This window comes from Micromonospora sp. NPDC005197, assembly GCF_040608295.1.
In the GTDB taxonomy this organism is placed as follows: domain Bacteria; phylum Actinomycetota; class Actinomycetes; order Mycobacteriales; family Micromonosporaceae; genus Micromonospora.
The window spans coordinates 41,642-61,964 of sequence record NZ_JBEXHY010000023.1; the positions used below are offsets into that span (position 1 = coordinate 41,642).

The 20,323-nt window shown below is 72.4% G+C and carries 18 protein-coding genes; 6 read left to right on the top strand and 12 right to left on the bottom strand.

The window, feature by feature from the left end:
• Positions 1-34: 34 nt before the first annotated feature.
• Positions 35-691 carry a DUF402 domain-containing protein gene (locus ABZU46_RS11365; RefSeq protein WP_354856397.1) on the bottom strand — a complete coding sequence of 219 codons (657 nt, stop codon included), beginning with the start codon at positions 689-691 and terminating at the stop codon, positions 35-37.
• Between the two features lies 1 nt (position 692).
• On the bottom strand, positions 693-2,099 hold the full coding sequence (proS, locus tag ABZU46_RS11370; RefSeq protein ID WP_354856398.1) for a proline--tRNA ligase: 1,407 nt from the start codon (positions 2,097-2,099) through the stop codon (positions 693-695).
• Positions 2,100-2,354: 255 nt separating this feature from the next.
• On the opposite strand from proS, the gene ABZU46_RS11375 reads away from it, so the two are divergent.
• Positions 2,355-2,960 carry a TetR family transcriptional regulator gene (locus ABZU46_RS11375; protein ID WP_354856399.1) on the top strand — a complete coding sequence of 202 codons (606 nt, stop codon included), beginning with the start codon at positions 2,355-2,357 and terminating at the stop codon, positions 2,958-2,960.
• A gap of 438 nt (positions 2,961-3,398) precedes the next feature.
• On the opposite strand, the gene ABZU46_RS11380 is transcribed toward ABZU46_RS11375, so the two are convergent.
• From ABZU46_RS11380 to ftsY, 10 genes are all read right to left on the bottom strand, one after another.
• On the bottom strand, positions 3,399-4,478 hold the full coding sequence (locus ABZU46_RS11380) for an amidohydrolase family protein (protein ID WP_354856401.1): 1,080 nt from the start codon (positions 4,476-4,478) through the stop codon (positions 3,399-3,401).
• Positions 4,479-4,496: 18 nt separating this feature from the next.
• A complete protein-coding gene (locus tag ABZU46_RS11385; protein WP_354856403.1) occupies positions 4,497-5,075 on the bottom strand; it encodes a Uma2 family endonuclease in 579 nt (192 codons plus the stop codon).
• Positions 5,076-5,143: 68 nt separating this feature from the next.
• Complete coding sequence (ffh, locus tag ABZU46_RS11390; RefSeq protein WP_354856405.1) at positions 5,144-6,697, bottom strand: signal recognition particle protein; 1,554 nt, start codon at positions 6,695-6,697, stop codon at positions 5,144-5,146.
• A gap of 126 nt (positions 6,698-6,823) precedes the next feature.
• Positions 6,824-7,480: a response regulator transcription factor gene (locus ABZU46_RS11395; RefSeq protein WP_234590136.1), complete on the bottom strand. Its 657-nt coding sequence runs from the start codon at positions 7,478-7,480 to the stop codon at positions 6,824-6,826.
• The gene (locus tag ABZU46_RS11400) at positions 7,477-8,643 is read right to left on the bottom strand and encodes a sensor histidine kinase (RefSeq protein ID WP_354856408.1); all 1,167 of its coding nucleotides are present in this window, start codon (positions 8,641-8,643) and stop codon (positions 7,477-7,479) included. The genes ABZU46_RS11395 and ABZU46_RS11400 overlap by 4 nt, the downstream gene beginning before the upstream one ends.
• 84 nt (positions 8,644-8,727) lie before the next feature.
• Positions 8,728-11,004, bottom strand: a complete 2,277-nt coding sequence (locus tag ABZU46_RS11405) for a [protein-PII] uridylyltransferase (protein ID WP_354856410.1) — start codon at positions 11,002-11,004, stop codon at positions 8,728-8,730.
• Positions 11,005-11,020: 16 nt separating this feature from the next.
• Positions 11,021-11,359 carry a P-II family nitrogen regulator gene (locus ABZU46_RS11410; protein WP_007456507.1) on the bottom strand — a complete coding sequence of 113 codons (339 nt, stop codon included), beginning with the start codon at positions 11,357-11,359 and terminating at the stop codon, positions 11,021-11,023.
• Positions 11,360-11,384: 25 nt separating this feature from the next.
• Positions 11,385-12,797, bottom strand: coding sequence for an ammonium transporter (locus ABZU46_RS11415; protein ID WP_354856412.1), 1,413 nt, complete (start codon positions 12,795-12,797; stop codon positions 11,385-11,387).
• A gap of 263 nt (positions 12,798-13,060) precedes the next feature.
• The gene (locus tag ABZU46_RS11420; RefSeq protein WP_234590129.1) at positions 13,061-13,924 is read right to left on the bottom strand and encodes an aminoglycoside phosphotransferase family protein; all 864 of its coding nucleotides are present in this window, start codon (positions 13,922-13,924) and stop codon (positions 13,061-13,063) included.
• Positions 13,925-13,930: 6 nt separating this feature from the next.
• Complete coding sequence (gene ftsY, locus ABZU46_RS11425; protein ID WP_354856414.1) at positions 13,931-15,121, bottom strand: signal recognition particle-docking protein FtsY; 1,191 nt, start codon at positions 15,119-15,121, stop codon at positions 13,931-13,933.
• Between the two features lie 82 nt (positions 15,122-15,203).
• On the opposite strand from ftsY, the gene ABZU46_RS11430 reads away from it, so the two are divergent.
• The 5 genes from ABZU46_RS11430 (at position 15,204) to ABZU46_RS11450 (ending at position 20,203) form a co-directional block, all read left to right on the top strand.
• On the top strand, positions 15,204-16,916 hold the full coding sequence (locus ABZU46_RS11430) for an alkaline phosphatase D family protein (protein ID WP_354856416.1): 1,713 nt from the start codon (positions 15,204-15,206) through the stop codon (positions 16,914-16,916).
• Between the two features lie 26 nt (positions 16,917-16,942).
• The gene (locus ABZU46_RS11435; RefSeq protein ID WP_354856417.1) at positions 16,943-17,383 is read left to right on the top strand and encodes a MarR family transcriptional regulator; all 441 of its coding nucleotides are present in this window, start codon (positions 16,943-16,945) and stop codon (positions 17,381-17,383) included.
• 145 nt (positions 17,384-17,528) lie between these two features.
• Positions 17,529-19,133, top strand: a complete 1,605-nt coding sequence (locus ABZU46_RS11440; protein WP_354856419.1) for an MDR family MFS transporter — start codon at positions 17,529-17,531, stop codon at positions 19,131-19,133.
• 9 nt (positions 19,134-19,142) lie between these two features.
• Positions 19,143-19,637, top strand: a complete 495-nt coding sequence (locus tag ABZU46_RS11445) for a universal stress protein (protein ID WP_354856421.1) — start codon at positions 19,143-19,145, stop codon at positions 19,635-19,637.
• A 44-nt stretch (positions 19,638-19,681) separates the two neighbouring features.
• Positions 19,682-20,203 (top strand): DinB family protein, encoded by a 522-nt coding sequence (locus tag ABZU46_RS11450; RefSeq protein ID WP_354856423.1) that lies wholly within the window; start codon positions 19,682-19,684, stop codon positions 20,201-20,203.
• Positions 20,204-20,323: the final 120 nt, after the last annotated feature.

Genomic DNA, 20,323 nt, shown 5'->3' on the forward strand with positions numbered 1-20,323 from the left:
CGGACACCGCGTCACCGGTGACCCGGAACACCTCTCACCGCACCGGTGGGCGGTCCCACCCGGGCGGAAGTTCGTCCGGTACGTCCCAGTCTGGCGGCGGTGCGAAGTCGCACCAGGTGCCGTCGAACGGGAACTCACCCGCCTCGGCGAGCGCGATCACCCGCTCCCCCTCGGCGCGGACCGCCTTCTCGTCGGTCACCCAGTAGTCCTCACCGAAGGCGAGACGCTCGACGAACTCGTCCTCGTCCTTCCACTGCCAGGTGCGGTCCGCGGCCACCAGCACGTCGAGATCCTGGTCGATCACGTCGACGCCGGCCACCGCCCCGTCGTCCCAGCGCACGCCGGGCTCCTCCAGATTGACGTACCAGTGGCTGAACCGGCCCGCCGCGTCGCGGAACCACCAGACGGAGTGCGCCGCGCCGGTGGGCAGGAACTTCAGCAGCGGTGGTCCGTTCCAGCGCACCTGTGCGAGCTGGTAGGTCGGCGTGATCCAGTCGGCGAACGGCAGCCCTCGCATGGTCAGGCCGACCGCGTTCACCTCGTGGGCCACCGGCGAGCCCTTCGCGATCCAGAGCAGCAGCCCTCGCTCGTCGTCGAGGACGACCCGCGCCGGCCGGACCCACCCGATCCGCCCCCGCCGCACGTTTCGGTGCAGGATCAGCCGACCCGGCTCGAAGCGGTCGACAGTCACCTCAGTAGGCGCGAGCGAGGATGGCGACCAGGTCGGGCTCGTCCTCCGAGTCCGGCACCGAGCCGTCGGCGCGCAGCAGACAACGCACCGTCACGCCCTGGCCGTTCGCCTCGGCCTCGCCGGCCACGCCGACCGCCGACCACGGCACCTTGGCCCAGCCGGTGGCCGCCGCCTCGATCGCCTCGGCAAGCGTCGACACCTCGACGGTGCGCGACTCGCGGTGCGCGAGGGCCTGGTCGTGCAGCGCCTGCTGATCGGCCTCCAGCGCCGCCAGCACCGCGCCGACCACGTCGGCCACCGGCGTCGGGGACTTCGACCCGTCGGTACGGCGGACCACCGTCGCGTTGCCGACGGCCAGGTCGCGAGGGCCGACCTCGACGCGTACCGGATAGCCACGCAGCTCGGCGTCGACGGCCCGGCGGCCGAACGCGGTGTCGGTCCGGTCGTCGAGCGCGACCCGGACACCGGCGTCGCGCAGGCCGTCGCGCAGCTTGGCCGCCGCCTCGGCGACGCCCTCGCCGTCCTTGACGATCATGATGTACGCCTGGATGGGCGCCAGCCTCGGCGGCACCCGCAGGCCGTTGTCGTCGCCGTGCGCCATGATCAGCCCGCCGAGCATCCGCGTCGACGTGCCCCAGGAGGTCGTCCAGGCGTGCTCGCGACCGCCCTCCTTGGCGGAGTAGCTGATGTCGAACGCCTTGGCGAAGTTCTGGCCCAGCTCGTGGCTGGTGCCCAACTGCAACGCCTTGCCGTCACCCATCATGCCTTCGCAGGTGTACGTGGCGGTGGCCCCGGCGAAGCGCTCGCGGGCCGTCTTCAGACCCACCACCACCGGAATGCCGAGCACGTTGACCATCAGGTCCTCGTACGCCTCGTGCAGGATCCGCCGCGCGTAGGCGCGGGCGTCCTCGCGGGTGGCGTGCGCGGTGTGCCCCTCCTGCCAGAGGAACTCACTGGTCCGCAGGAAGATCCGCGGGCGCAGCTCCCACCGGACCACGTTCGCCCACTGGTTGAGCAGCAGCGGCAGGTCCCGGTACGAGTCGATCCACTTGGCCATGAACTCGCCGATCACCGTCTCGCTGGTGGGGCGCACCACCACCGGCTCGGCGAGCTGCTTGCCGCCACCGTGGGTGACGACCGCCAGCTCCGGCGAGAAGCCCTCGACGTGCTGGGCCTCGCGCTTCAGGTAGCTCTCCGGGATGAACAGCGGGAAGTACGCGTTCTCCGCGCCGGCCGCCTTGATCCGGGCGTCCATCTCGGCCTGCATCCGCTCCCAGATGGCGTAGCCGGCCGGGCGGATGACCATGGTGCCGCGGACCGGGCCGTTGTCGGCCAGCTTCGCCTTGGCGATCAGGTCCTGGTACCAGCGGGGGAAGTCCTCCGCACGGGGAGTGAGCACGCGTGCCATGACCGCACATCCTATGCGCCACGCGGGGCCCCGCCGCGCCCGGGAGGCGCCGCGCCGCGCGACGTGCCCTCCGCGCGGCGGCAGGGCCCGGCACCGGCCGGTCCGGCGACACGCGCTGGGCAGGCGCTGAGCGGGGCCTTCGGCGAATGCCGGTCGAGTCGACAGCGCACGCCGGACACGTCGGCGGCGCGCGCCGGGCGGGGCCCGCCGCGCGCGCTGGGCGGGTCGGCGGGGGGACCGTAGAATTCGACCACCATGACTGCGACGACCGACTCACCACGCCAGCGACTGCGGGACGCAATCGTGGACGCCGCCCGCGCACGGACCATCGCCGCCGGCTGGGACGCGGTCCGCATGGGTGGCGTGGCCACCACGGCGGGGGTCAGTCGGCAGACCGTCTACAACGAGTTCGGCAGCAAGGCGGGCCTCGCCGAGGCGCTCGCCCGGCGCGAGGTGGACCGGTTCGTCGGCGACGTCCGAGAGGCGTTGCTCGCGCACGGCGCCGACGTACGGGCCGGCGCGTACGCCGCGATCGCCCACACCCTCGCCACGGCGGCCGACAACCCGCTGGTCAAGGCCATCCTCACCAGCGCCCGGGGCGGCTCGGACGAACTGCTTCCGTACCTCACCACCCGGGCCGAGGTGGTCCTCACCGAGGCGTCCGGCGCGCTGATCGAGTGGGCCGGCGACCACCTGCCGGGAGCGGACCAGGAAGCGTTGGCCTTCGCCGCCGACACGATCGTCCGCCTGGTGGTGAGCCACATCGTGCTCCCCCGCTCCCCGATCGACCAGACCGCCACGGCCCTGGCCGACCTGGCCGTGCACCTCTTCACCGCCGCCGCCACCCGCCCGCCCCGCTGACCCTCCCACCCCGCGTCCCAGCGCCCCGCGCCGCGCCGTCCGTCGCGCGCCGCATCTGGCCCCTCCACGTGCCGCACCGTCGCGTCGTCGCGTCGTCGCGCCCACGCACCCCCGACGCCCCCGCGCCCCCGCGCAACGCGCCAAGATCCGCACAACATCGGTGATGTTGCTGCCTCCGGCGAACGTGAGGCAGCAATATCAGGGAAGTTGCGCGGATCTTCCCTCGTCGACCTCTCCGCCCGGCAAGATCGTGCTCGATCCTGGTTGTAGTGGCATCCCCACGACGCCGAGGCCCCTACTTCCTGGATCCAGCACGATCTTGCGGTGGGCGGGGCACACGGCCCGGCACGGCGTGACGCCGCCCGGCACGGCGTGACGCGGCCCGGCACCGCCCGACGCGGCCCAGCGTGACGCGGCCCGGCGCGGCGCGGCGTGGGGTCAGCGGAGAACTCGGCCGCGCAGGATCGTGCGGGACGGAGCACGAACGACGCGTAGGTCGTGGCGGGGGTCCTCGGGGTAGACGGTCAGGTCGGCGAGGCCGCCCTCGACCAGGCCGGGGAAGCCGAGCCATTCGCGGGCGCCCCAGGACGCGGCGGCGAGCACGTCGATCGGCGCCAGGCCGGCGCGCTCGTGCAGCAGCATCATCTCCTCGGCGGCCAGCCCGTGGTCGATGCCACCACCGGCGTCGGTGCCCACGTAGATCGGCACGCCCGCCTCGTGCGCGGCCCGCACCACCTCCGGGAAACGGTCGCGCAGCGCGAGCATGTGCTCGGCGTAGCCGGGGAACTTGCCCCGCGCCTGCTCGGCGATGCCCCCGAAGGTGGCGATGTTGATCATTGTGGGGACCAGCGCGGTGCCCTGGCGGGCCATCTCGTCGATCAGGTCGAGGCTCAGCCCGGTGCCGTGCTCCACCGAGTCCACCCCGGCCCGCACCATGATCTCGACGGCCGACTCGGAGAAGGTGTGCACCGCGGCGCGTACCCCGGCGTCGTGCGCGGCCCGGACGGCGGCGGTGAGGGTGTCGGCGTCCCAGGCTGGCGCGAGATCGCCCACGCCCCGGTCGATCCAGTCACCGACCAGCTTCACCCAGCCGTTGCCGGCTCGGGCCTGCGCGGCCACCGTCGCCGCCACCTCGGCCGCGCCGACCTCGACGCCGATGTCACGCAGGTAGCGCTTCGGAGGCGCGACGTGCCGGCCGGCGCGGGCCAGTCGCGGCAGGTCCGGTTCGTCGTCGAGTTCGGGGTACGGGTACGGCGAACCCGCGTCACGGATCGTCAGCACACCGGCGTCCCGGTCCACGCGGGCCAACTCGCGGGCCTGGTCGAGGGAGGTGATCGGGGCGCCACCGCGGGCGATGCCGATGTGGCAGTGCGCGTCGACCAGCCCCGGAAGGACGAACCCGCCGTCGACGACCGTCTCCGCCCCGGGCACCGGGGTGAAGGTCACCCGGTCGCCGACCAGCCAGAGATCCCGGACCTCGTCGTCGGGGAGCAGCACGCCGCGCACATGAAGAGCCATGCGCACAGTCCTACCCGATCACCTCTTTGCCCGTTCGAGGACCTCCTGTCGGCGGCGCGTCCACGCCGGCAGGTCCAGTGTCACCTTCCACGGGCGGTCGATCGTGACGAGGCCATCGGTCTCCACGCTGGGCTCGTAGCCGCCCTTGGGGCTGAGCAGCAGTTCGGTGAAGGTGACCTTCTCCCGCAACGGGTCGATCACCCAGTATGCGGCGACGCCTGCATTGGCGTAGATGCGCACCTTCTCGTGCCGATCACGAATAGTGGAATCGGGCGAGATCACCTCGACCGCGAGGAGAGCGTCCTGCACCGGCACGGGTGACCTGTTGGCCTGCTCGACGCGGATGACCACCACGTCCGGCCGTGGCTCGTTGCGGCGGTCGATCGAGAGCGACTGGTCCATGCTGACGAAGAAGTCGTCCGGGCAGGCGAGTTCCAGGGCGAACATGACTCGACCGCAGATGAACTGGTGCAGCGGCGTGGGGGACGGCACGATCAACCTTCCGTTGATCAGTTCGTACGGAAGGTCCTTCGGCAGATCACCGAGGTCGTCGACCGTCCACTCGTGCCGTTCGGGCAGGATCGGGGCAGCGGTCATGACATCTCCTTCCAAGGGGCGACGTCACCCTAAGCGCCGGAAACGTCGCCCGCCGTCACCGACACGCGTCAGCGCGGGCCCTTGTCGCCACCCTTGCCGAGCTTGTTGAAGTCGATCTTCGGGAGCTTGAAGCCGGGCGGAAGGCCCTGGCCGCCCGCGAGGTCGTTCGGGTCCATCCCCGGCGGGAGCTGCGGCATGCCACCCGGGAAGCCGGCCGGCATGCCGGCGCCCGTACGCGGACGACCGCCACCCTTGGTGCCCTTGCGCTTGTTCTTCGGGGACTTCGTCGCCTTGCGCCGGCCACCGCCGGGCAGGCCCATCATGCCGCCCATCTGCTTCATCATCTTCTGCGCGTCGGCGAAGCGGTTGAGCAGCTGGTTGACGTCCATCACGGTGACCCCGGAGCCGTTGGCGATGCGCGCCCGGCGGGAACCGTTGATGATCTTCGGGTTGGTGCGCTCGCCCGGGGTCATCGACCGGATGATCGCGGTGACCCGGTCGAAGTGACTGTCGTCCAGCTCGGCGAGCTGGTCCTTCATCTGCCCCATGCCCGGCATCATGGCCAGCACGTTGGCGATCGGGCCCATCCGCCGCACCGCGATGAGCTGGTCGAGGAAGTCGTCCAGGGTGAACTGCTCGCCGCCCATCAGCTTGGCGGTCATCTTCTCCTTCTGATCCGAGTCGAAGGCCTGCTCGGCCTGCTCGATCAGAGTGAGGACGTCGCCCATGCCGAGGATCCGGCTGGCCATCCGGTCGGGGTGGAAGACGTCGAAGTCCTCCAGCTTCTCGCCGGTGGACGCGAACAGGATCGGCTGCCCGGTCACCTCGCGCACGGAGAGCGCGGCGCCACCACGGGCGTCGCCGTCGAGCTTGGAGAGCACCACGCCGGTGATGCCGACGCCGTCGCGGAACGCCTCGGCGGTGCGGACGGCGTCCTGACCGACCATCGCGTCGATGACGAAGATGACCTCGTCCGGCGAGACGGCGTCGCGGATGTCGGCGGCCTGCTGCATCATCTCGGCATCGATGCCGAGGCGGCCGGCGGTGTCGACGATGACGATGTCGCGGGCCGCGCGCTTCGCGTGCTCGATCGAGGCGCGGGCCACCTGCACCGGGTCACCGGTGCCGTTGCCGGGCTCCGGGGCGTACACCTCGACGCCGGCCCGGCCACCGAGCACCTGGAGCTGCCCGACGGCGTTGGGGCGCTGGAGGTCGGCGGCGACCAGCAGCGGCTGGTGCCCCTGGGCCTTGAGCCAGCGGGCCAGCTTGCCGGCGAGGGTGGTCTTACCGGAGCCCTGGAGGCCGGCCAGCATGATCACCGTGGGCGGCTGCTTGGCGAACTGGAGCCGTCGGCCCTCGCCGCCGAGCACCTTGATCAGCTCTTCGTTGACGATCTTGATGATCTGCTGGGCCGGGTTGAGCGCCTGGGAGACCTCGGCGCTGCGGGCGCGCTCCTTGACGGCCGCGATGAAGCCCTTGACCACCGGCAGCGCGACGTCCGCCTCCAGCAGCGCGAGGCGGATCTCGCGCGCGGTGGCGTCGATGTCGGCGTCGGTGAGCCGCCCCTTGCCGCGGAGCTTGGTGAAGATCCCGGACAGGCGGTCACTCAAGGTGTCAAACACACGAACATCCCGTTTGTCAGTGTTCCGGCGGGCACAACGCGGCCGGCACTGCGGAGTCCGGCCACCGCTAGGGTAACCGCCCAGCCGCGGGGTTGCTTCCGCCCGGCCCGGCCCGCTTCCCGGGCCTCACCCCGACACCAGACCCGACTGGTACGCAAAGACGACGAGCTGGGCCCGATCCCGGGCGCCCAGCTTGCCCATCGCCCGGCTGACGTGGGTCCGAGCGGTCGCCGGGCTGACCACCAACCGGGCGGCGATCTCCTCGTTGTTCAGGCCCTCACCGACCAGGCCGACGACCTGGCGCTCCCGGTCGGTGAGGGTGTCCAGCCGCGGGTGCGGACGGGGTGCCCTCGACGGCCGGGTGGCGAACTCCCGCACCACCCGCCGGGTCACCGACGGGGACAGCAGCGCCTCTCCCTCGGCGACCAGCCGGATGGCGCGCAGCAGCTCCGGCGGCCGGGTGTCCTTGGTGAGGAACCCGCTCGCGCCGTGGCGCAGCGCGTCGAAGACGTACTCGTCCAGCTCGAAGGTGGTGAGCACCACCACCCGCGTGCCGGTCAGCTCGGGGTCGGCGACGATCCGGCGGGTCGCCTCGATCCCGTCGATGCCGGGCATCCGGATGTCCATCAGCACCACGTCCGGCCGAACCTGGCGGGCCAGCTCCACCGCCCGCAGCCCGTCGGCCGCCTCGCCGGCGAGCGCCAGGTCGTCCTCGCTCTCCACCAGCGCGCGCAGCCCAAGGCGGACCAGATCCTGGTCGTCGGCGATCAGCACCCGGATCACGCGGGCGGCTCCACGGGCAGCCGGGCCCAGACGCGGAATCCGCCGTCCGGGCGCGGTCCGATGGTCAGCCGCCCGCCCAGCGCGGCCACCCGCTCCCGCATACCGGCCAGACCGTGCCCTCCGGTCTGGCCGTCGGCCGCGTCGAACGGGCCGGCGGCGGCGCCGACGCCCCGGTCGGTGACCTCGACGGTCACCTCGTCGGCCCGGTAGCCGACGGTCACCTCCGCGCTGGTCACCCCGGCGTGCCGCAGCACGTTGGTCAGCGCCTCCTGCACCACCCGGTACGCGGCCAGGTCCACCGCCGCCGGCAACTCCCGAGGGTCGCCGTCACGGCGCAGGTCGACGGCGAGACCGGCACCGGCCAACCGTTCGCACAGCGCCGGGAGCCGAGCCAGTCCCGGCACCGGTTCGCGCTCCGCGCCCCGGCGCACCGCGCCCAGCGTGACGCGGAGTTCGTCCAGCGCCTCCCGACTGGTGCGACCGATCGCGGTCAGCGCGACCTCCGCCTGCTCCGGCCGTTTCGGCAGCAGATGGAGGGCGATCTCCGCCTGCATGCTGATCGCGGCCAGCCCGTGCCCCACCACGTCGTGCACCTCCTGAGCGATGCGCAGCCGCTCCTCGTCGGCCTGCCGCCGGGCCTGCTCGACACGATCGCGGGCCTGCTCGGCGCGGCTGCGGGCGGCGGCCTCGCGGTTGACCCGCACGACCACGCCCGCAGCGAAGGGTACGACCGCCCAGGCCGACGCGGGGAGCACTCCGGCCCAGCCCGGCGCCGGCCCCCGGGACCAGAAGACGTGCGCCAGCAGCACCGCGAACGCGCCGGCGGTGGCGAGCGCCGCCGGGCGCACCGGCAGCCGCACGGCCACGGTGTACACCGCGATCAGGAAAGTGAGCAGAATCGGCCCGTACGGATAGCCGAGCACCAGGTACGTCGTGGTGGCCACGGTGACCACGACGAGGGTGCTCACCGGGGCGTAGCGGCGGCCGACCAGGGCCAGCGCGGCGACCGCCATGAGCACCCGGCAGAACCCGTCCACCGGCGTCGACCCCGGCTGGTTGACCCCCGCGAGCCCGGTGGCGAGCTGCCCGAACCCGAGCAGCGCCAGGGCGAGCACGGCGTCACCCACCGCGCCCGGCCACGCCCGCCGCCCGTTCCATCGCATGGCCGTCATTCTGCCCGCGCCGACGCCCCCTGACGTGCGTCCACGAGCGGCACCGCCGCTACGCCCCGGGACGTACCCACCCACTCAGACGGCGGCGAGGACGGCGGCCTCCAGGCGGGCCCGGGTGGCGTCGTCCGGCCAGCCACCCACCAGGTAGAAGGCGTCGACCACGTCGGCGCCGAGGGTGGAGATGCGCGCGGCGCGGACCAGGGCTCCCGCCTCGTCGAGCGCGCAGGCGACCCGGTAGAGCAGCCCGGCGGCGTCCGCGGCGCGAAGTTCGAGCAGCACGGCGTCGGTGGCGGCCTCGCGGTGCCAGACGACCCGGGGAGCGGCACCGCTGCCCCGGGCGGCGAGCGCACGGCCGCGCAGCCGTTGGGTGACGGACACGTCGCCGGCGACCGCGCGACGGAGGTCGGCGCGCAGCGGGACCGGGTCGGCCGGCAGGCCGTAGCGGGGTTGCACCCGGCACTCGACAAGGGCCCGGCCATCGACCACGGAGGCGTCCGCGGAGAGCACCTCCAGGCGGTGCAGGGCCAGGCAGCCGGCCACCGTGGCGAGCAGTCCCCGCCGGTCGGCGGCGGCCACCGCCACCCGGTCTCCGGTGAGATGGACGACCGGCAGCGGCCCGGCCAGCAGCGCCGGATCGGGCGCGGGTGGCTCGGGCAGCACGCCGGTGTCCAGGGCGGTACGGACGCGGGCGACCAGCTCGGCGACCAGTCGTCCCTTCCAGTCCGACCAGGCGGCCGGGCCGGTGGCCGCGGCGTCCGCACGGACCAGCGCGTGCAGCAGGTCGAGTGTGCCGGTGTCCCCCACCGCCTCGGCGACCGACGCGATGGTGACCGGGTCGGCGAGGTCCCGGCGGGTGGCCACGTCGGGCAGGAGCAGGTGCAGCCGGACCAGCGTGCCGATCAGCTCGACCTCCGGGCCGGGCAGCCCGACCCGGGTCGCCACCGTCTCGGCGAGCGGCACGCCGACGGTGCTGTGGTCACCGGGCAGGCCCTTGCCGATGTCGTGCAGCAGGGCGCCGAGCAGCAGCAGGTCGGGGCGGTCCACCTCGCGGGCGTGCCGGCTGGCCTCGTGGGCGGCCTGCACGAGGTGCCGGTCCAGGGTGTAGCGGTGCACCGGGTTGTGCTGGGGCAGGCTGCGCAGTCTGGTCCACTCGGGCAGCCAGCCGTCCACCAGCCCGTACCGGTCGCAGGTCTCCCAGGCCGGCACCAGGCCGGGACCGGCGCCCAGCAGCGTGGTCAGCGCGGCCCGGGCCTCGGCCGGCCAGGGCGCGGGCAGCGGGGGGCAGTACGCCGCCAGCCACTCGCAGGTGGCCCGCGCGATCGGCAGCCGGGTCGTGGCCGCCGCGGCGGCCACCCGCAGCGACAGGCTCGGGTCGGGGCGCGCGCCGATCGCCGTCCGGGCTAGCACCAGCTCCCCGTCGTGCTCGACCACGTCCCGGGCCACGGGCCGGCGGACGGGACCGCCGTTCCCGCTCCGGGAGCGGCCGGAGCGCAGCCGGTCGGCGGCGCGGAAGGCGTCGTCGAGGGCGTGGCTGACCGTGCGCGCGTCCCCGGCCACCCGACGCAGGAGGGCGTCGCCGTCCTCCGCCCCGAGCAGCGCGGCGACGCCCTCGCGTTCCTGGGCGACCAGCCGGTCGACCCGGCGACCGACCTGCTGGTGCAGGGCGTCGCGGGTGTCCAGCAGGCGCAGGTGGGCGGCGCGGACGGCGGGGCGCAGCGCGTCGGTGATCCCCGCTGCGGAGATGGCGCGCAGCAGCCCGACGTCGCGTAGCCCGCCGGCGGCCTCCTTCAGGTCGCCTTCGAGGAGGAAGGCCAGCTCGCCGTGCGCCTGCCAGCGAGCGACAGTGACCTCCCGCAGGCCCGGCAGATGGCGGACGGCGGTACGCCGCCAGTGATCGGCGGCGGTGCGGATCAGGGCGTCGGCGAGCGCCTGGTCGCCGACCACCAGGCGGGCGTCGAGCAGCCCGAGGGCGACCTTGACGTCGTCCTGGGCCACCGAGAGGGCCTCGGAGACGGTCCGCACCGAGTGGTCCAGGCGCAGGCCGGCGTCCCAGATCGGGTACCAGACCGAGGCCGCCAACTCGTCCGTGCCGGGCACCCCGGCGTGCAGCAGCACCAGGTCGAGGTCGCCGTAGGGGGCACACTGCCGCCGCCCCAACCCCCCGACGGCTATCAGCGCGACCCCGTCGCGCGCCGGCAGCAACCCGCGCAGAAACTCGTCGTACGCGGCCGCCCGGGCCCGGCGGGCGGCCTCCCCGATCCCCCCAGGTACGCCGACGACCTCGTTGATCAAGAGGTTCGCGTCGCCGTCACCGGCGTGCCCTGACGCGTTCTTCTTGATCAACGAGGTCATGTCGTCGTGGCCCGGATCAGAGGGCGTCGAGGCCGCGCTCGCCGGTACGCACCCGGACGACCTCCTCGACACCGGTGACCCACACCTTGCCGTCGCCGATCTTGCCCGTGCGGGCGGCGCCGACGATGGCGTCCACGATCTTTTCCACGTCGATCTCGTCGGTGAGCACCTCGACCCGGATCTTGGGCAGGAACTCGACCGTGTACTCGGCACCCCGGTAGACCTCGGTGTGCCCCTTCTGCCGTCCGTACCCCTGGACCTCGCTGACGGTCAGCCCGGCCACGCCCAGGGCGTGCAGAGCCTCCTTCACCGCGTCCAGCTGGTACGGCTTGATGACCGCGGTCACCAGCTTCATGTCCAACCCCTCCATCCCAAAAACGTTAACCGGCGACCTTGGCGCTGACCGGCTCGGTGGACTCCGCCTCCGGCGTGGCACCGCTCGGCGCTCCGCCACCAGGGGTGCCGATGCCGGCCATCGCGAACGCGCTGCCCGTGCCGCCGCCGGCCGGGGACAGGTCGTAGCTGCTCTCGGCGTGCTCGGCGATGTCGATGCCCTCGACCTCGGCCTCACCCTGGACGCGGAAGCCGATCGTCTTCTCGATGACGAAGGCGAGCACCCAGGCGATGCCGAACGACCAGGCGGTGACGATCAGGCCGGCGAGGGCCTGCCGACCGAGCTGGGTCGCGCCGCCGCCGTAGAACAGGCCGTCGGAGGCGCCCACCACGTCGCTGATCGCGGCGTTGACCGAGTTGGTGGCGAACAGGCCGAGCCAGAGCGAGCCGATCCAGCCACCGACGAAGTGCACGCCGACCACGTCGAGGGAGTCGTCGTAGCCGAGCCGGTACTTGAGGCTTACCGCGAGCGCGCACACGACCCCGGCGACGATGCCGAGCAGGACGGACGCCCAGGGTGCGATGAAACCACAGGCCGGGGTGATCGCGACCAGGCCGGCGACCGCGCCGGACGACGCGCCGACCATGGTCGGCTTGCGGTCCTTGACCCACTCGACCGCGATCCAGCCGAGCACCGCGGCCGCGGTGGCGAGCTGGGTGTTGATGAAAGCGAGACCGGCGACCGAGTCGACGGTCAGTTCCGAGCCGGCGTTGAACCCGAACCACCCGAACCACAGCAGACCGGCGCCGAGCGCGACCAGCGGGATGTTGTGCGGCTTCATGCCCTCGCGGGGCCAGCCGAGCCGCTTGCCGAGCACCAGCGCCACGGCCAGGGCCGCCGCACCGGCGTTGATGTGCACCGCGGTGCCACCGGCGAAGTCCAGTGCGTGGATGTCAGCGCCGATGATGCCGCCGCCCCACACCATGTGGGCGACCGGGAAGTAGACCAGGGTGGCCCAGCCGAAGGCGAACAGCAGCCAGCCGGCGAACTTGGCCCGGTCGGCGATGGCGCCGCTGATCAGCGCGACGGTGATCACCGCGAAGACCATCTGGAACGCCATGAACACGTAGAGCGGAATCCCGATGCCGCTGGGGTTCTCCGCCGTGGCGCCCCACAGGTCGGTCTCGGCGAGGAACGTCTTGGTGCCGAGGTACGCGCCCGGGTCACCCCAGAAGCCGTTCACGTCGGTCCCGAAGGCGACGCTGAAGCCGTAGAACCACCACAGAACAGAGATGAGCCCGATGGCCGAGAAGCTCATCATCATCATGTTGAGTACGCCCTTGGCCCGGTTGAGGCCGCCGTAGAACAGCGCCAGTCCGGGGGTCATGAGCAGCACGAGCGCGGTCGAAACCAGCAGCCACGTGGTATTGGCGCCGTCGATCGTCGGTGCTTCAGGCACGCTGGCCTCCTAAAGGTGAAGTCCTCCTTCGCGGCTTTCCGGGGCAGCGTCGCCCGTAGGCCGGTTGCGCGGAAGCCTCGCGGCCGGCTGTTTCACCCAGGGTCCCGTGCGGGTTTCCGTTTCGTGACGGGTTGTTTCGTACGTGTCACGAAGTCCGCACACCAGGCGGCATGGACAGGGGTTGATCGCCCGGACGGCGGACGTCGATGGCTGACCGGGTGGAGCCATCGACCGACCGCCTTCCGGAACCGACCGGTCGGCGCTCAGCGGAGGGCGTTCTCCAGGGCGTGCCGCTCGTAGTCGAGCAGCCGCAGGTCGCGCATCGGCCGCCGCAGGTGCCCCTTGTGCACGATCCGGACGAACGCCGGCTCACCGGCGGCGGCCATCCGGCGGATGCCCTCGACGTGGTCCACGATCCGCTTGCGGATGGTGCGGATCAGCCGGTGCCGGTCCCGCGGGATCAGCCCGTACGCGTCGGCGAAGAGGCGCAGCCGGCGCGGCCGGTCCGGATGCTTCCAGCCCAGCGTGATCGAGTCCCGGTCGGCGAAGATCGGCACCCACGTCCACGCGGCGTACGCCACGTCGTAGATCCGGGCGCCGGGCGAGGCGAGGTCGAAGTCGATCAGCCCGAGCGTGCCGTCCGGCCGCCAGATCACGTTGTGCGGCGCGGCGTCGTGGTGGCAGATCACCTCGGTGTCCGGTGGCGGGGGCCCGAACGAGCGCCAGACCGCCCCCGGCGGCGGGGCGAAGCCGTACTGCGCGTCGTGGAACATCCGCAGCATGGTGGCGACGGTGACCAGCGCCTCGTCGGTCACCCAGTGCGGGGCGAGCGGGTACTCCCCGCACTCCCCCTCCAGGTACGACAGCACCTCCCGGTTGCGCTCGTCCATCCCGAGCGCCCGGGGGGCGCCGGTGAACCCGACGTACTCCAGGTGGCGCAGCAGGGCGTGCACGGAAGGGGTCCACGGCCCGGCGTTACGACGGACCGTGTCACCGACCCGGACCACGGTGCTCACGTTGCCGCCGTGCAGCGGGATCTCCTGCGAAGTCACGTACGGTCTCCCGAGGCGCTGCGAAGGGTGGCCGGGGTCGCGCCAGCCCGCGTACGCGCGATCGTCAGTGGTCACCCGAGACTACGCGTCCCGTCCGGCGGGCTCGGTGCCCAGCAGCGCGTCGACGAACTGCGCCGGGTCGAACGGGGCGAGATCGTCCTTGCCCTCACCGAGGCCGACGAGCTTCACCGGGATGCCGAGCTTGCGCTGCACGGCGATCACGATGCCGCCCTTCGCGGTGCCGTCGAGCTTGGTCAGCACCAGACCTGTCACGTTGACGACCTCGGTGAACACCCGGGCCTGCTCCAGACCGTTCTGGCCGGTCGTGGCATCGAGGATGAGCAGTGTCTCGTCGATCGGCCCCTGCTTCTCCACCACGCGCTTGACCTTGCCCAGCTCGTCCATCAGACCGACCTTGTTCTGCAGGCGGCCGGCGGTGTCGATGAGCACGGTGTCCACGCCGGTGTCGATACCCCGGCGGACCGCGTCGAACGCGACGCTGGCCGGGTCGGCCGCCTCCGGGCCGCGGACGGTCTCCGCACCGACCCGTTCGCCCCAGGTCTGCAACTGGTCGGCGGCGGCGGCCCGGAAGGTGTCGGCGGCGCCGAGCAGCACGGTCCGGCCGTCGGCGACCAGCACCCGGGCGATCTTGCCGCAGGTGGTGGTCTTGCCGGCGCCGTTGACGCCGACGACCAGCACCACCGCCGGCACGCCGTCCTTCGGGGCGGTCCGCAGCGAACGGTCCATCCCGGGGTCGAGGGCGTTGACCAGTTCGGCCGCGAGCAGCGCGCGCAGTTCACCGGGCGAGCGGGTGCCCAGCACCCGGGTCCGCTCGCGCAGCCGGTCGACGATCTCGCGGGTCGCGTCGACGCCCACGTCGGCGCTGATCAGGCTGTCTTCGATCTCCTCCCAGACGTCCTCGTCGAGGTGGTCGCGGGCGAGCAGGCCAAGCAGTCCCTTGCCGAAGACGTTCTGCGAACGCGACAGCCGCGAGCGGAGTCGGACCAGGCGGCCGGCGGTCGGCTCGGGCACCTCCACGGTCGGGGCGGGCGCCTCGATGACGGGTGGCGGCTCGACCAGGACGCCGGTGGACAGATCGGACTCCGGTGCCTCGACGGGCGGGCCGGCGAGATCCTCCTCGGCGCGGGTGTCGACCTCGGTGCGCGGAAGCGGGGGCTCGGGCCGCCGCCGCAGACGCGGCACGACCAGCCCGACTGTGCCGGCGATCAGCACACCGAGCAGGACCAGAGCGAGGACGAGATATTCGGCCATGCCGGAATCCTGTCAGATGCCGGCGACGGCGTCCCAGCCACCGCACCCGGCCGGCCTCACGAACCGGCGGTAGGCTCGCCGCATGCCCGCCGCACACCTCCTGATCGGCCCACTTCTGCGGCGAGTGGTCGACACCCGGGCGACGATCTGGGTGGAGACCGCCGCGCCCGCCGTGGTCACCGTCCGCACGGCCGACGGCGCCAGCGGCACCGCACCCACCTTCTCGGCGTACGACCACCACTACGCCCTCGTCGTGGTGGAGGGGCTCACCCCGGACAGCACGACGACCTACGAGGTGCTTGTCGACGACGAGCTGGTCTGGCCGGTGGAGAGCAGCGGCTTTCCGCCCAGCGTGATCCGCACGCGGGCGGTCGACGACCTGGACCAGCCGGTCAGCCTGATCTTCGGCTCCTGTCGGGAGACCACCCAGCACGCCACCACCCGCAAGCTGCCGCCGGACGCCCTGGACGCGTACGCCCGCCGGTTGATGGCCGACCCCGAGTCGAACGCGCTGCCCGACCTGCTGGTGCTGCTCGGTGACCAGGTCTACGCCGACGTCACCTCCCCGACCGTACGACGGCTGCTGCGCCGACGCCGGCGGCGGCCCAAGGGCGCCCCGGCCGACCAGGTGGTGAGCTTCGACGAGTACACCAAGCTCTATCTGGAGTCGTGGCGCGATCCGGAGATCCGCTGGCTGCTCTCCACCGTGCCGAGCGTGATGATCTTCGACGACCACGAGATCATCGACGACTGGAACACCTCGGCGGAGTGGCGTGCCGAGATGCGCGAGCAGCCGTGGTGGGCCGAACGGATCGGCAGCGGGCTGGCCTCGTACTGGGTCTACCAGCACCTGGGCAACCTCTCCCCGGACGAGATCGCCGCCGACCCGGTCTTCGCCAAGGTCGCCGCCGCGGAGGACGCCACCGGCGTGCTGCGCGATTTCGGGCACCGGGTCGACCAGGAGTCCGACCTGGCGCACGACACCGAGCGCTGGCGCGCGGTGCAGTACCAGTGGAGCTATGCGATCGACCTGGGGCGCACCCGGCTGGTCATGCTGGACAACCGGTGCAGCCGGGTGCTCGAGCCGGGCAGCCGGGCGATGCTGCCGCCGGGTGAGTGGTCGTGGTTCCTCGACCAGGCGCACGGGGTCTACGACCACCTGGTGGTGGGCGCGTCGCTGCCCTGGCTGCTGCCGCAGGGCATCCATCACATCGAGGCGTGGAACGAGAAGCTGGCCGACTCGCGCCGGCCGTGGGTGGCCCGGGGGGCCGAGAAGCTGCGCCGGGCACTCGACCTGGAGCACTGGGCGGCGTTCCGACGCTCCTTCGAGGCGCTCGGGGAGACCTTCGCCCGGATCGGCACCGGCACCCCGAAACAGTCCGGCGCCCGGGTCGGCGCCGGACCGGCGTACGCCCCACCGGCGTCGATCAGCGTGCTCTCCGGGGACGTGCACCACTCGTACGTGGCCCGGGCCCGGTTCGCCGACCCGGCGGTGGTCACCCCGGTACACCAGCTCACCTGCTCGCCGATCCACAACCAGGTGCCGGCGGGCATCCGGCCGCTGATGCGGCTGGGCTGGTCGTCCGGGCCGGCGGGCGCCACGCGGGCGCTGGCCCGCTCGGCGGGTGTCCGACGCCCGGGGGTGCGCTGGCGCAAGCTGGCCGGTCCCTACTTCGGCAATGCCGTCGCCACCCTGACCCACCGGGGCCGGCGGGCCGAGGTGACCATCGAGGGCACCACGAGCGACGGGCACCTACGTCCCGTGATGAGCCGCCGCCTGTCCGGCGACGACTGACCGGGCCTCGCCGTACTCTCTAGCCCGTGGACGAGCACCTGCCGGAGCCGATCCGGGCTGTCGAGCACGAGCTGACCGCGTTGCTGCGCCGGGGACGGGCGGTTTCGTGGGAGATCGCCCGGGAGGTGCACCCGACCCTCGAACCGAACACGTACGGGCTGCTGCTCTGGTTGCGGCGCAGTGGATCAATCCGGTTGACCGAGCTGGCGGCGCGGCTCGGCGTGGGCAAGGGCACGCTGAGCCGGCAGATCAACGGGCTGGAAGCGCTCGGTCTGGTGCACCGCGACCCCGACCCGAGTGACCGGCGGGCGGCGCAGATCAGCCTCACCGAGGAGGGCCAGCGCCGGTTCGACGTCGCCCGGTCCGCCCGCCTGGGCGAGTTCCTGCGTGCCCTGGACGACTGGCCGGCCCGGGACGTCGAGGAGTTCGCCCGGCTGCTCGGCCGGTTCAACGATTCCTGGAGATGACCTCCGACAGTGGGAATGCGGCCACCGTCCGCCCAGTTGTTGCTTGAGGCAACCGAACCGTACGGTTGCTTCAGGCAACTCCCAGGCGGGACCCGCCGTGCGGCCCGCCGCCCACCACCTCTACTCCGCTCGGAGGCAGTAAACGATGAGCCAGGCGACAGCGTCCCGGGCGCCCGCCGTCGACATGACCCACCGGCAGATCCTGGAGGCTCTCTCCGGCCTGCTGCTGGGCATGTTCGTCGCGATCCTCTCCTCCACGGTCGTCTCGAACGCGCTGCCGCGCATCATCACCGAGCTGCACGGCGGCCAGTCCGCGTACACCTGGGTGGTCACCTCGGCTCTGCTCGCGACCACCGCGACCACCCCCATCTGGGGCAAACTCGCCGACCTGACCAGCAAGAAGACGCTGGTCCAGCTCGCCCTGGGGATCTACGTCCTCGGGTCGGTGCTGGCCGGCGCCGCCCAGGGCACCGGCGAGCTGATCGCGTGTCGGGTGCTCCAGGGCGTCGGCGCCGGCGGCCTCACCGCCCTGGCCCAGGTGATCATGGCGACGATGATCGCGCCGCGCGAGCGGGGCCGCTACAGCGGCTACCTCGGCGCCGTGATGGCCGTCGGCACCATCGGCGGACCGCTGATCGGCGGCGTGATCGTCGACACCTCGTGGCTCGGCTGGCGCTGGTGCTTCTACGTCGGCGTGCCGTTCGCCATCGCCGCGCTGGTCGTGCTCCAGAAGACCCTGAAACTGCCGGTGGTCAAGCGCAAGGCGCAGATCGACTGGTGGGGCGCCACCCTGATCACCGCGGCCGTGTCGGTGCTGCTGATCTGGGTCTCCCTCGCCGGCGACAAGTTCGCCTGGGCCTCCTGGCAGTCGGTCGCCATGGTCCTCGGCGCTCTGCTCCTCGGCGCGCTCGCCATCCGGGTGGAGACCCGGGCCGCCGAGCCGATGATTCCGCCGCGGCTGTTCCGCAACCGCACGATCAGCCTCGCCGTCGTCGCCAGCATCGCGGTGGGCGTGGGCATGTTCGGCGCGTCGATCTTCCTCGGCCAGTACTTCCAGATCAGCCGGGGCGAGACCCCGACCATGTCCGGCCTGATGACCCTGCCGATGATCCTCGGCCTGCTGGTCGCCTCGACGGTGGGTGGACGGATCATCACGAGGACCGGCCGCTGGAAGCGGTTCCTGGTGCTCGGCTCGGCGCTGCTCACCGTCGGCTTCGCGCTCATGGGCACGCTGCGCGCGGACACCAGTTTCACCCTGCTCAGCGTCTACATGGTGCTGATCGGCGTCGGCCTGGGCCTGACCATGCAGAACCTCGTGCTCGCCGTGCAGAACACCGTCGGCCCGCACGAGCTGGGTGCCGCCAGCTCCGTGGTGGCGTTCTTCCGCAGTCTGGGCGGCGCGATCGGCGTCTCGGCCCTCGGCGCGGTGCTCGCCCACAAGGTCAAGGACTACACCGCCGACGGGCTGTCCCAGCTCGGCATCCGGGCTTCCAGCTCCGGCAGCGGCGGCACCCTGCCTGACGTGCACACCCTGCCCGGTCCGCTGCGAGCGGTGGTGGAGAGCGCGTACGGCCACGGCGCCGGCGACATCTTCCTGGCCGCCGCTCCCTTCGCGCTGATCGCGCTGATCGCGGTGAGCTTCATCAAGGAGGTGCCGCTGCGGCAGCACAACGGCAGCCCGGTTTCCAATGCGGTCGACGGGGAATCGAACCTCGTCTCCGGCGCGGTCCAGACCGGCGAGCAGAGGTGAGGTAGAGCCATGAGCGTGGGAGCGCCGGACCGCGAGGAGTACGGCCCTCGGATCAGCCCGCTGCCCTTCGAGCGGGGCACGGACGGCCCGCGGGTGGTCATGGTGGGGGTGGACGGCACCCGTACCTCCGGGCGGGCCGGCGCCTACGCCGCCGGGCTGGCCCGCCGGCAGGGCGCCGCCCTGGTGGTGGTCTTCGTCAGCTCGGCGAGCGGGCTCACCGCCCTGGTGCCCGGCATGGACGCCGGCGCGGTCCAGCGCACGTACGACGAGTTGGCCGACGAGCTGCGCCGGGAGTGCCGGCGTGGGGCCGAGCAGTTGGGCATCCCGGTGACCTTCCTGTGCCGGCGCGGCGACGCGTACGCCGAGCTGTGCGCGGCGGCCGACGAGTTCCAGGCCGACATGGTGGTGGTGGGCGCGTCCGAGCAGGCCGGTCACCGGCTGGTCGGCTCGGTCGCCACCCGGCTGGTCCGCAAGGGTCACTGGCCCGTCGTCGTGGTGCCCTGAATAACCCGTCGCGTCAGGTCAGTGTGCCGGGCAGGATGCGCGCCATGACGTGGATCGCACCGGAGATCACCCGGAACCCGGAACCGTACGTCGGCGACGAGCGCACCATGCTCGACGGCTGGCTCGACTACCACCGGCAGACACTGCTGCTCAAGTGCGCAGGTCTCACCGAGGAGCAGTTGCGCACTCCGAGCGTCGAGCCGTCCGGGCTGACCCTGCTCGGCCTCGTCCGGCACCTCGCCGAGGTGGAGGCGTGGTGGTTCCGGGAGAACTTCGCCGGCGAGCGCGTCGACTACCCGTACTTCACGCCGGAGAACCCGGACGCCGACCACGACGTGAGCGCCGCCGACGCCGAGGCGGACTTCGCCATTTTCTACCGCGAGGTGGCCCTGGCCCGCGCGGCCGCCGCCGGGCACTCGCTCGACGAGACGTTCACCGAGGTCGGCGCGAAGAAGCGCACGTTCAACCTGCGCTGGGTGTACGTGCACATGATCGAGGAGTACGCCCGGCACAACGGCCACGCCGACCTGATCCGGGAACGCATCGACGGCGTCACCGGCGAGTGAACAGGCCCGGTCAACCGGTTCCGGCGCCGTACGGTAGAACGGTCACCCTCGGTCACCTCCGCCGGGGCGGATGCGGTGGTGAGCGGTATACCTCAGAGACATATTTATGTCTCTGAGGTA

Excerpts from the sequence above, each read along its gene's own strand:
- proS (WP_354856398.1), bottom strand. The coding sequence starts at position 2,099 with ATGGCACGCGTGCTCACTCCCCGTGCGGAGGACTTCCCCCGCTGGTAC.
- ABZU46_RS11375 (WP_354856399.1), top strand. The coding sequence starts at position 2,355 with ATGACTGCGACGACCGACTCACCACGCCAGCGACTGCGGGACGCAATC.
- ABZU46_RS11380 (WP_354856401.1), bottom strand. The coding sequence starts at position 4,478 with ATGGCTCTTCATGTGCGCGGCGTGCTGCTCCCCGACGACGAGGTCCGG.
- ABZU46_RS11385 (WP_354856403.1), bottom strand. The coding sequence starts at position 5,075 with ATGACCGCTGCCCCGATCCTGCCCGAACGGCACGAGTGGACGGTCGAC.
- ABZU46_RS11400 (WP_354856408.1), bottom strand. The coding sequence starts at position 8,643 with ATGCGATGGAACGGGCGGCGGGCGTGGCCGGGCGCGGTGGGTGACGCC.
- ABZU46_RS11405 (WP_354856410.1), bottom strand. The coding sequence starts at position 11,004 with ATGACCTCGTTGATCAAGAAGAACGCGTCAGGGCACGCCGGTGACGGC.
- ABZU46_RS11410 (WP_007456507.1), bottom strand. The coding sequence starts at position 11,359 with ATGAAGCTGGTGACCGCGGTCATCAAGCCGTACCAGCTGGACGCGGTG.
- ftsY (WP_354856414.1), bottom strand. The coding sequence starts at position 15,121 with ATGGCCGAATATCTCGTCCTCGCTCTGGTCCTGCTCGGTGTGCTGATC.
- ABZU46_RS11430 (WP_354856416.1), top strand. The coding sequence starts at position 15,204 with ATGCCCGCCGCACACCTCCTGATCGGCCCACTTCTGCGGCGAGTGGTC.
- ABZU46_RS11440 (WP_354856419.1), top strand. The coding sequence starts at position 17,529 with ATGAGCCAGGCGACAGCGTCCCGGGCGCCCGCCGTCGACATGACCCAC.
- ABZU46_RS11445 (WP_354856421.1), top strand. The coding sequence starts at position 19,143 with ATGAGCGTGGGAGCGCCGGACCGCGAGGAGTACGGCCCTCGGATCAGC.
- ABZU46_RS11450 (WP_354856423.1), top strand. The coding sequence starts at position 19,682 with ATGACGTGGATCGCACCGGAGATCACCCGGAACCCGGAACCGTACGTC.